General features: G+C 62.8%; 10 protein-coding genes. 9 read left to right on the top strand and 1 reads right to left on the bottom strand.

Annotated elements, in window-relative coordinates:
* Nucleotides 1–84 precede the first annotated feature (84 nt).
* Nucleotides 85–1,812 carry a purine-cytosine permease family protein gene (locus FDP28_RS19615; RefSeq protein WP_144663283.1) on the bottom strand — a complete coding sequence of 576 codons (1,728 nt, stop codon included), beginning with the start codon at nucleotides 1,810–1,812 and terminating at the stop codon, nucleotides 85–87.
* A gap of 196 nt (nucleotides 1,813–2,008) precedes the next feature.
* Here FDP28_RS19615 and bioB point away from each other — a divergent pair, with 196 nt between their 5' ends.
* The 9 genes from bioB to FDP28_RS19570 all read left to right on the top strand — a co-directional run bounded on the left by bioB (nucleotide 2,009) and on the right by FDP28_RS19570 (nucleotide 10,082).
* Complete coding sequence (gene bioB / locus FDP28_RS19610; RefSeq protein ID WP_144663278.1) at nucleotides 2,009–3,031, top strand: biotin synthase BioB; 1,023 nt, start codon at nucleotides 2,009–2,011, stop codon at nucleotides 3,029–3,031.
* Complete coding sequence (bsaP, locus tag FDP28_RS21030) at nucleotides 3,028–3,246, top strand: biotin synthase auxiliary protein BsaP (protein ID WP_144663277.1); 219 nt, start codon at nucleotides 3,028–3,030, stop codon at nucleotides 3,244–3,246. Before bioB ends, bsaP begins: the two co-directional genes overlap by 4 nt.
* Nucleotides 3,247–3,286: 40 nt before the next feature.
* On the top strand, nucleotides 3,287–3,766 hold the full coding sequence (locus tag FDP28_RS19600) for a very short patch repair endonuclease (protein WP_144663276.1): 480 nt from the start codon (nucleotides 3,287–3,289) through the stop codon (nucleotides 3,764–3,766).
* Between the two features lie 335 nt (nucleotides 3,767–4,101).
* Nucleotides 4,102–4,482 (top strand): Hpt domain-containing protein, encoded by a 381-nt coding sequence (locus FDP28_RS19595; RefSeq protein WP_144663275.1) that lies wholly within the window; start codon nucleotides 4,102–4,104, stop codon nucleotides 4,480–4,482.
* A gap of 90 nt (nucleotides 4,483–4,572) precedes the next feature.
* A complete protein-coding gene (locus FDP28_RS19590) occupies nucleotides 4,573–5,172 on the top strand; it encodes a helix-turn-helix domain-containing protein (protein WP_144663274.1) in 600 nt (199 codons plus the stop codon).
* A 165-nt stretch (nucleotides 5,173–5,337) separates the two neighbouring features.
* Nucleotides 5,338–6,657 carry an MFS transporter gene (locus FDP28_RS19585; protein ID WP_144663273.1) on the top strand — a complete coding sequence of 440 codons (1,320 nt, stop codon included), beginning with the start codon at nucleotides 5,338–5,340 and terminating at the stop codon, nucleotides 6,655–6,657.
* A gap of 10 nt (nucleotides 6,658–6,667) precedes the next feature.
* Nucleotides 6,668–8,032 carry an FAD-dependent oxidoreductase gene (locus FDP28_RS19580; RefSeq protein ID WP_144663272.1) on the top strand — a complete coding sequence of 455 codons (1,365 nt, stop codon included), beginning with the start codon at nucleotides 6,668–6,670 and terminating at the stop codon, nucleotides 8,030–8,032.
* A gap of 5 nt (nucleotides 8,033–8,037) precedes the next feature.
* On the top strand, nucleotides 8,038–9,279 hold the full coding sequence (locus FDP28_RS19575) for a CaiB/BaiF CoA transferase family protein (RefSeq protein ID WP_397321071.1): 1,242 nt from the start codon (nucleotides 8,038–8,040) through the stop codon (nucleotides 9,277–9,279).
* Nucleotides 9,276–10,082, top strand: coding sequence for an enoyl-CoA hydratase-related protein (locus FDP28_RS19570; RefSeq protein ID WP_144663270.1), 807 nt, complete (start codon nucleotides 9,276–9,278; stop codon nucleotides 10,080–10,082). Before FDP28_RS19575 ends, FDP28_RS19570 begins: the two co-directional genes overlap by 4 nt.
* Nucleotides 10,083–10,122: the final 40 nt, after the last annotated feature.

The raw sequence follows: 10,122 nt of genomic DNA, 5'->3' as shown, positions 1-10,122 counted from the left end.
ATCCATCGGGCGGAACGGCCTGCACCCATCCTGCCAGCCAGTCCCAGACCAGCCACGATCAAGACTCACAGTTGGGTATGGGGGCTACTTTTGCGCCGGGAGCACCAGGCCGCCCGACTTGTCCGTGGACAAGGCGAGGGACGAGATGTACTGCGGTTCGCCGTCGGGCCCGTCCTGGGCCGAGCGCAGCATGTCGGGACGTTCGAACTCGATGCCCGTCACGTGGCACAGCAGCTTCGCGTCGCTGGGGTTTCCGTCGGCGTCGAACATCGGAAGGTCAATGCCATCGTCCGTGCGGCGCAGGTAGTAGCGGCCACGGGTAGCAACCGCCAGGATGGGCGGCAGCACCAGTGCCAGACCCACGGCGAAGATGGGCGAATACGGCTGGACCGAGGCACCGAACGCCCCGAAGAACACTGCGATGGAGACACCGGCCGAGACCAGCATCGACACGAAGCCCACGGGGTTCACGGCGTAGAGCATGCCGCGGCGGAACTCGGGAACCTTGGGCGAGATCTTCAGCAGGTATTTGTTGATCGCGATGTCCGAAGCCACAGTGACAACCCATGCCATGGCGCAGTTGGCGTAGAAGCCAAGGATGGTGTTGAGGAAGTCGAACATGTTCGACTCCATGAGGATCAGCGCGATCACCAGGTTGACCACCACGAACACCATCCGCCCCGGGTAGCTCTTGGTGATACGCGTAAAGGAGTTCGTCCAGGCCAGCGAACCGGAGTAGGCGTTGGTGACGTTGATCTTGATCTGCGAGATGACCACCAGCACCACGGCCAGGGTCATGGCCAGCCAGGCCGGCATCATCTCTTCATAGACGCCCAGGAACTGGTGGACGGGTTCATTGGCGTGGACTGCGGCTGCGGGATCGAGCTTGGCGATGAGGTAGATGGCGATGAACAGGCCAATGATCTGCTTGATGGCACCGAAGATGACCCAGCCCGGGCCGGCGAGGATCACAGCGCGCCACCAGGCGCCCTTGTTCTCAGCGGTCTTGGGCGGCATGAAGCGGAGGTAGTCGATCTGTTCGGCGATCTGGGCCATGAGGGAGAGGCAGACACCGGCCGCCAGCATCACCGAGGCCAGGTTCGGGCCACCGTCACCGGCAGCACCGGTGAACGCGAAGAACGCATCGATGCTTTCAGGGTGGGACAACAGCAGGTAGCCCACCGGAACAACCATCAGCAGCAGCCACAAAGGAGTGGTCCACACCTGCAGGGTGGCCAGGGTCTTCATGCCGTAGATCACCAGGGGAATGATGATGATGGTGGACACGGCGTACCCGATCCACTGCGGGATGCCCAGTCCCAGTTGCAGGCCCTGGGCCATGATGGAACCTTCAAGGGCGAAGAAGATGAACGTGAACGTGGCAAAGATGATGTTGGTGACCACCGAGCCGTAGTAGCCGAAGCCCGAGCCGCGGGTGATGAGGTCCAGGTCGATGTTGTAGCGGGCAGCGTAGTAGGCCAGCGGGAAACCGGTTGCGAAGATGATTACGGCGGCCACGATGATGCCGAAGATCGCATTCACCGTTCCATAGGAGATCCCGATGTTCGCACCGATGGAGAAGTCGGCCAGGTAGGCGATGCCACCCAGGGCACTCGTCGCCACCACGCCGGCACTCCACTTGCGGTAGGAACGCGGGGCGAACCGGAGCGTGTAGTCCTCCAGGCTCTCCTTCGCTGCACTCAATGCGTCGGCGTTGCCTTGCGGCGATGTGCCGGTGGCGCCGGTTCCGACGGCGGTGCTTGCCGCCGTCGTCGGCTCCAGTATTGCGGTACTCGTCTTGTCGTCGCTCATGCGTCGGTCGCTTTCGTCCGGGGAGTGTGCTTCGTCCACGACGCTAGTCACGCAGCGCGTCAATTCAGTCACGGCCATGTTTCGCAGCTGTAACTTCTGCATCACCCGTCCCGTGCCGTCGGCGCCAAAAAGCCGGATCACCCTTTGTACGCACCCCACAAAACGGCCGCTCACCTGCGCCGATACCGTCGAGGACATGACCCATACGCCCCGTGAACTTGCCCGCTACGCCATCCTCGAAACCGCCCGCGAACAGGTCTTGGAACGCGGTGAAGGCCTGACGGAAAGCCAGCTTGTAGAGATTCTGCAGCTGCCGGATGACGCCATCCCAGCAGCCCTCGATCTTGCCCACGAAGTCCGGTTGAAACATTGCGGCGAGGACGTTGAGGTGGAAGGCATCATCTCCATCAAGACCGGCGGCTGTCCCGAAGACTGCCACTTCTGCAGCCAATCCGGGCTGTTCGACTCCCCCGTCCGAGGCGTGTGGCTCGATATCCCGGAACTGGTCAAAGCAGCCAAGGAAACAGCGGCAACGGGTGCCACCGAATTCTGTATTGTCGCCGCCGTCCGTGGCCCGGACATCAAGCTGATGAACCAGATCAAGTTCGCGATCGAGCGCATCAACGAGGAAGTAGACATCAATATCGCCTGCTCCTTGGGCATGCTCACCCAGCGCCAGGTGGACCAGTTGGCGGAGTGGGGCGTCCACCGGTACAACCACAACCTGGAGACGGCCCGCAGCTACTTCCCTGAGGTGGTCACGACCCACAGTTACGAGGAACGGCTGGAAACCTGCGCCATGGTCAAGGCCGCCGGCATGGAACTGTGCTGTGGTGCCTTGATCGGCATGGGGGAATCCTTGGAACAGCGGGCCGAACTGGCTGCCCAACTAGCGGCCCTGGAGCCGCACGAAGTTCCCCTTAACTTCCTCAACCCCCGTCCGGGAACCCCCTTGGAGAACCAGGGGATCATGGACGGCAAGGACGCCCTTCGCGCCATCGCGGCGTTCCGACTGGCGATGCCACGGACCGTCCTGCGCTACGCCGGCGGCCGCGAGCTGACCCTCGGCGACCTGGGTACCCGCGAGGGCCTGCTCGGCGGAATCAACGCAGTGATCGTCGGCAATTACCTCACCACTTTGGGCCGCCCAGCAAACGCCGACCTCAACCTCCTGGTGGAGCTGAACATGCCCATCAAGGAACTCCAGAAGACGCTGTGAAAGCCGCCTATTGCGGCCACTGCGGAGGTGAGGGTCCGACGTCGGACGCTCATCAAAGCTGCCGCCAGCAGTTGGTGATGGAGCCGCCGCGCTATTGCCCGGCGTGTCGGAGGCGCATGAAGGTCCAAGTCACGCCGCTGGGGTGGACGGCCGAGTGTTCACGCCACTCCCTCACGAGTTTTTGTACAGATAATGCCCCTAAAAGCGCTCCATAAGGCCATTATCTGTACAAATCTCCCTGGGTAGGGTGGTCTTATGGGCGAGAGCCGGGATCTGCTGACGCCGGAACAGCGCAGCCGCAACATGGCCAGAATCCGGGGCAAGAACACCAAGCCGGAGCTGCTGGTCCGCAGGCTGCTGCACGCCAAGGGTTACAGGTACCGTCTGCACGGGCAGTCCGGCACGACGAAGCTCCCCGGCCGTCCCGATCTGGTGTTCGCCGGCCGTCGCAAGGTCATTTTCGTCAACGGCTGCTTCTGGCACTTCCATGACTGCAAGGTCGGCCGGCATGCTCCTGCAGCGAACGCGGCATTCTGGGAGGCCAAGCGCACCAGGACCCGGGAACGGGACGCTCAACAGCGGGCAGAACTTTGCGCTTCCGGCTGGGAGGTCCTGACGGTCTGGGAATGCGAAATGAAGGACGTGTCCATTCTCGAAAACCGGTTGACGGCTTTCCTCGAATCCCCGGCCAGTTACGGCTTGGAAGTAGTGGAGGGGGCCGACTCAACGGGGTGATCGGAGCCCGCACTGTGCGAGCCCTGTTCCCACAGCGAGTAGGCCGCCGTCCCGCCGATACCCAGCAGGACGGTCATGCAAAAGACGATGATCACCATCAGCCCAGGTGACGGGCGGGCACCACTGTCCATGCTGTTTCCCTCTCCTTGATTCGCGGCTGGAGAATCTCCAGATCCGGGATTTCTTCTGTTCCCAGCTACTTTCCGGTCCGGGAATCAAGACTGCCTCTGAGTCCGCTCAAGATTGCATCAAGCTTTGGATTAATGGCACTGAGGCAGTTCCACGGGTCCTACTGTTGAATCGTGAATCTATTGTTCCGAGGCGGGAGGGATTTGGTGTCTGAGTATGACGAGTGCACAGACGCCCTGGTGGATCTCACCGTCCTCGCTGGACTCCAGGCCGAGCTCGGCGGAGACCCGGCCATCATCGACGCCTTCGTCCGCAACTACATATCGTTGCTGCCTTGGCGGGTATCACGTCTGCATCGGGCCCTGGACAACATGGACATCGACGACGCAATGGATGCCGTCCTCAGCCTGAAAACGTCCAGCCACATGGTGGGCGCCGTCTGCATGGAACGTTTGGCGACGGAGCTGGAAATCAGCATCCGCCTGCTGCCGAACGCTGACCATCTGCTTGAGCTCAGGCCGCAGGTGGCCGAAATTGACCAGTGCGTTTTCGGGACGACCCGCGAGCTGGAATCCCCGATTTGGTAAATTTCTTCACCTTAATGAAGAAAACCATTGACTCGCTAAAGATCTTCACTATAGTTGTGTGAGTCAGCTCACCCAACGAAGGACGCGGCAATGACCACCGAGACTCCTGCCCCAGCGGCCACCAGCGAATTGCTGGCAACCGTCGGGAACAAGGTGCGCACCATGCGCAAGGCAAAGGGCCTGACCCTGGCCCAACTCTCGGACATCACCGGCCTGAGCCAAGCGATCGTCAGCCAGATCGAACGCGGCATGGCAAACCCTTCCTTCACCACGTTGGCGCAGCTGGCCCACGGTCTGGACACCCCCGTAGGGAGGTTCTTTATTGGCCAGGACGAGTCCAGGTCACCCGTGGTCAGAAGGTCCGAACGGCGTAACTTGAAAAACGTCACCCGGGAATCGGTGGGTGAGGCGGTCCACGAACTGCTCACCCCAAACCGGGACGGAAGCATCGAAGCGCAGTGGATCAGTACGCCCCCAGGGCACGACACCAGCGCGACCCCTTTTACCCACAGCGGTGAAGAGTTCTGCTACATCATCTCCGGCCGTAAGGACGTCTATTTGGACGGCGTCTGCTACAGCCTTGAAGAGGGCGACTCAATCACCTACTCCTCAGAGATCCCACACTGGTACAAGAACAGCTACGAAGAGGTATGCGTAGCCATCTGGGTCAACGCACCACACGCGTGGTAACGCAGCCGCCCTCAGGCGGCCTGGGCGTTTTCCCTTAACTGTCCGGACACGATCATCGTGGCCGCCGACACTCCTTGCCACTTTCGCATCCGACGCCTCCTTCAACGGGCGTTCCTGCGTCATACCCTTTCACGCCCTCCGGGGCGTAAGCGTAAGGAAAATCCCATGCTGGACATCCAAACGGACAATGCCGTCCCCTCATCAAAAGCCACCACGCCTGACCGCAGCAGGTTCAGCCCCGAAGTCCGCAAGGGCCTCCTGGGCCTGGGCCTCGGCAACGCCCTGGAATGGTACGACTGGATGGTCTTCGGCCTCCTGTCAGCCTTCATTGGGCCGAACTTCTTCCCCTACACCGACCCCCTGTCCGCGACGCTGAACGCCTTGGCTGTGTTCGCCGTCGGATTCGCTTTCCGCCCGCTCGGTGGCATCCTTCTTGGAACGCTGGCAGACCGCATTGGCCGGCGCCGGGTGATGCTACTGTCCATAATGCTGATGGCCGGAACCACCCTGGTCATTGCGATCACTCCGAGCTATGCCACCATCGGCCCCGCCGCCGGCATCATCCTGCTGGCCTGCCGTGTCCTCCAGGGGATCTCCACCGGTATCGAAGCTCCCCTCTCCACCTCCCACGCCGTTGAACTGGCGCCCGAAGGCCGCGAAGGCTACGTAGCGGGCATCATGTCCTTCTACGTCAACATCGGCATCCTCATGGCGTCCCTGGTCAGCTTCCTCTGCAGCCTGGTCATCGGCGGCGCCGCCATGGGCGAATGGGGCTGGCGCGTTCCTTTCATCATTGGCGCGCTGTTCGGCCTCGTGGTCCTCTACCTGCGGCGCTCCCTCCCGGAGACCCTCAAAGAAGAGGAAATGGCCACGAACACACCCCGCGCAGTGTGGAAGGGCGTCGGCAAGCACTGGCTCTCCGTCCTTGCGATCGTGTTCGTCGTGGGCGCGGCGCAAGCTTACAACTATGCGTGGAACGTAGGACTCCCCAGCGCAGCCCGGAGCGGGTTCAAGGAAGACCCCACCGCCGTCTTCGCCCTCACCACGGTCCTCGGCATCATCCTGGTAGTCGGCAGCTGGGTTATCGGCAAGCTCGCAGATGGCAAGGCAATGTCCCGGTGGTTCCTCGTGACCCGCATTCTTGCCATTCCGTCCGTCTTCCTCATGCTGCTCTACGTACAGCCCGGCATCGGCGGCTTCGCAGCGGTCCTCCTGGGCGGCTCGATCGTCCTGGTGCTCAACATGACCCTCTACAACGTAGTCAGCTCCTCCCTGATGCCAAAGAACATCCGTGGTACCGGCGTCGCCCTCGGTTACGGCATCGGCGTGGCTGTCTTTGGCGGCACCGCCTCCTACCTTCTGGTCTGGTTCCAATCCCTGAACCTCACCTGGATCTTCCCGGTCTACGTGGCCGTCCTGTCCATCCTCAGCATCGTTTTCTACCTCGCCGCACGACGCTCCAACGGCATCTTCGTCGGCAAGTAAGGACTTCACCATGAACTCGCTTGAACTCAGCACCACGACGGCGGACCTCACCGCCCCTGTTATCTCCCGTTCCGATGTGCTGGTGGTTGGCGGTGGCCCCGCAGGTGTGGCCGCTGCCGTCACCGCAGCCCGCTCCGGCGCGAAAGTCACGCTGCTGGAACGCTACTCGTCCCTGGGCGGCCTGGCCTCCGGCGGCATGGTCCTGGTGCTCGATGACATGATCAACGGCCAGGAAATCACCGTCACCGGCATTGTCTCCGAGTACGTCGAACGCCTCCAGAAGCTGGGCCTGGCCATCGTTCCGCCCGCCGATGACCGCAAGACCTCCGAGGAACTGTGGAACAAGTGGGGACGCTACGGCACCTTCGATTTCCACTCCCACACCAACCCCAAGCCCATCTGCTACGCCGCAGCGTTCGACCCCGATGGCTGGAAGCGTGTGTCCAACGACCTCGTCCGCGAGGCCGGGGTGGACCTCCGCCTGCACTCGTGGTTCTCACGTCCGATCGTGGACAACGGGGTAATCAAGGGCGTCATCTGCGAAACCAAGTCCGGCCCGCAGGCCTTCCTGGCCAACGTCGTCATCGACACCACCGGCGATATCGACGTCGCTTCGCGTGCCGGCGCCAGCTACGCAAAGGACAACTACCTCACCACCCTCGTCTTCCGCCTCGGCAACGTGGACACCAACGCAGCCGAAGCCTTCGAGCAGGCCAACCCCAAGGAAGCCCGAGCCATCAACCGTAAGATCAAGCGCATCCTCGGCGGCGCTTGGGAACTTTGGTGGCTCAAGACGCCCATTGAAGGCGTCGTGTGGTGCAACGCCCCGCACATGACCGGCTTCGACGGCGTGGACCCGGCAGACATGACCGCGGCCGAGTTCGCCGCCCGCGACCGGATCTCCGAGGCCGTGGATTACGTCCGGGCCAACCTCCCCGGCTTCGAAAACGCGTACATGCTGGATGTCGCCTCCCAGATGGGCGTCCGCCAGACCCGCCTCCTGCAGGGCGAGTACATCATGACCAAGGACGACGTCACCCAGCGCCGCCACTTTGCCGACACCGTGGCCCGCGGCCGCGACTACTACTACCCGTACCGCTCGCTGCTGCCCCAGGAAGTGGACCAGCTCCTGGTGGCCGGCCGCCACTACTCCGCCACCCCAGAAGCCCAGAAGATGTCGCGCGAAATTCCGCCCTGCATGGCCATGGGCCAAGCCGTCGGTGTGGCAGCGGCCCTCGCCGTCGAGAGCAACATCCTGGTCCGCGATGTCGCGGCAGCGGATATCCAGGCGGGCATGCGCCGGCAAGGTGCCGACCCGGGTGACATCCCGTCGTCGAACGCCACCATCGATGCGGATGCTGTGGTGCCGGCATGAGCCTCATGACTGCAGAAAATACGGAAAGCACGACGGCGGCCCGCGCCGCCGCGGCTCCGGAACCAACAGCCCTCCCGCTGGAGGGCATCAAGATCGTCGACTTCACCCAGGTGTTCATGGGTCCGTCCTGCACCCAACTCCTGGGCGACTACGGCGCGGACATCATCAAGGTGGAACGTCCTGGCGCCGGCGACATCTCCCGCAATTCCTTCCCGGACCAGGACGGCCAGGACAACCCGATCTTCCTCTCCATCAACCGCAACAAGCGCAGCGTCTCCGTTGACACCCGAACCGAGGAAGGCCGCGAAGTCCTCCACCGGCTCATGGCCGACGCCGACGTCGTGGTCAGCAACTTCCGCTCCGGCGTCATGGAACGCATGGGCTTCGGCTATGAGGAGCTGCGCGCAAAGAACCCTGGCATCATCTGGGCTTCCGGCACAGGCTTCGGCCCTGAAGGACCCTACTCCCACAAAGGCGGACAGGACGCAATCGCGCAGGCCTACTCCGGCGTGATGTGGCGGCGCGAGTCCGAGGACACCAAGCCTGCCATCTACCCCACCACCCTGTGCGACTACATCACCGGCATGCACCTCATGCAGGGCATCCTGCTGGCCCTGCGCACCCGCGAATCCTCCGGCCTCGGCCAGAAGGTGGAAGTGACCATGTACGACTCCATGCTGCACCTGCAGATGCAGGAGGCCTGCATGCAGCTTAACCGCGGCTACGAGGTCAACTGGGGAGCCATGCCCCTCAGCGGCGTCTTCGAAACGACCGACGGCGCCGTGTGCATGGTGGGCGGCTTCACGCCCGATCCCCTGGCCCGGATTTCCGATGCACTGGACCTCGATGAGGACCTCACCGAACGGCCGGGCTTCGCAACCCTGGAGCAGCAGTTCAAGAACAAGCCTGCCCTCCAGGCCATCTTCCGTGAACACTTTGCCACCAACACCACCGAATACTGGACGGCAAAACTGGAAGAACAAGGGGTGCTCAATGCTCCCGTCCACACCCTGGAGCAGGCCCTCGCAGACGCCCAGACTGAAGCCAACGGCATGATCGTCGAGGCCGAACATCCTTCCGTGGGCACCGTGAAGATGTTGAACGCACCCATCCGGCTCTCCGCCACTCCCCCGTCCATCCGTCGGGTGGCACCGCGCCTGGGAGAACACAACGTGGAGGTACTGCTGGAAAACGGCTTCGACAAGGAAACCATCGTACGCCTGCAGCAGCTGGGAGTCCTCCGATGAGCATCATCGTGGAAGAAAGGGTGGACGAGGTCGCCCTGGACATCACCGACGGCGTCGCAACGGTGACAATCGACCGCCAGCACGTCCTGAACGCCGTGGACGGCGCCACGCACGCACGGCTCAATGAGATCTGGGCACAGCTGGAGAGCGATTCGTCTGTGCGGGCCGTGGTGGTCACCGGTTCCGGTTCCCGTGCCTTCTGCGTCGGCGCCGACATGTCCGCCGACGCCGTGGACAAGACTGGACTGGAATACTGGGCGGGCCTGGACCCCAACGGCTTCGGCGGCCTCAGCCTCCGCACCACCCTGGATGTTCCGGTGATTGCCCGCGTCAACGGCTATGCCTTGGGCGGCGGTATGGAAATCGTCCTCGGCGCCGACATCGTGGTCGCCGCATCGACAGCGAAGTTTGGTTTGACCGAACCCCGTGTCGGGCGCTTGGCGCTCGACGGCGGCATCCACCAACTGGTGCGACGGATCCCGTACACGCAGGCCATGGGCATGTTATTGACCGGGCGAAAAGCCGATGCCGCGGAGATGCAGTCCATGGGCTTGGTCAACGAGGTGGTTCCCGCCGATGAACTCGATGCCGCGGTACAACGCTGGGTGGACAAGATCCTGGCCTGCGCCCCCACGTCCGTCCGGGCCGTCAAACAAATGGTCACGCAGACATCGCATTTGACGGCCAAGGAGGCGCGCGGTCTTCGCTTGCCCGCCCTCATGGCCGCGCTCGACAGCGAAGACTCCGCTGAAGGGGTCCGGGCGTTCCAGGAGAAGCGCCAACCCGTGTGGCCTGGCCGCTGACCCCGTCAGCCTCCGCCCTTTAGCAATTCCAGCACTTCAG

It is taken from the genome of Paenarthrobacter nicotinovorans, assembly GCF_007670255.1.
GTDB classification, from domain to species: domain Bacteria; phylum Actinomycetota; class Actinomycetes; order Actinomycetales; family Micrococcaceae; genus Arthrobacter; species Arthrobacter nicotinovorans_B.
Note: the sequence above shows the minus strand (reverse complement) of the source record. Positions and strands in the feature narration are given on the sequence as shown.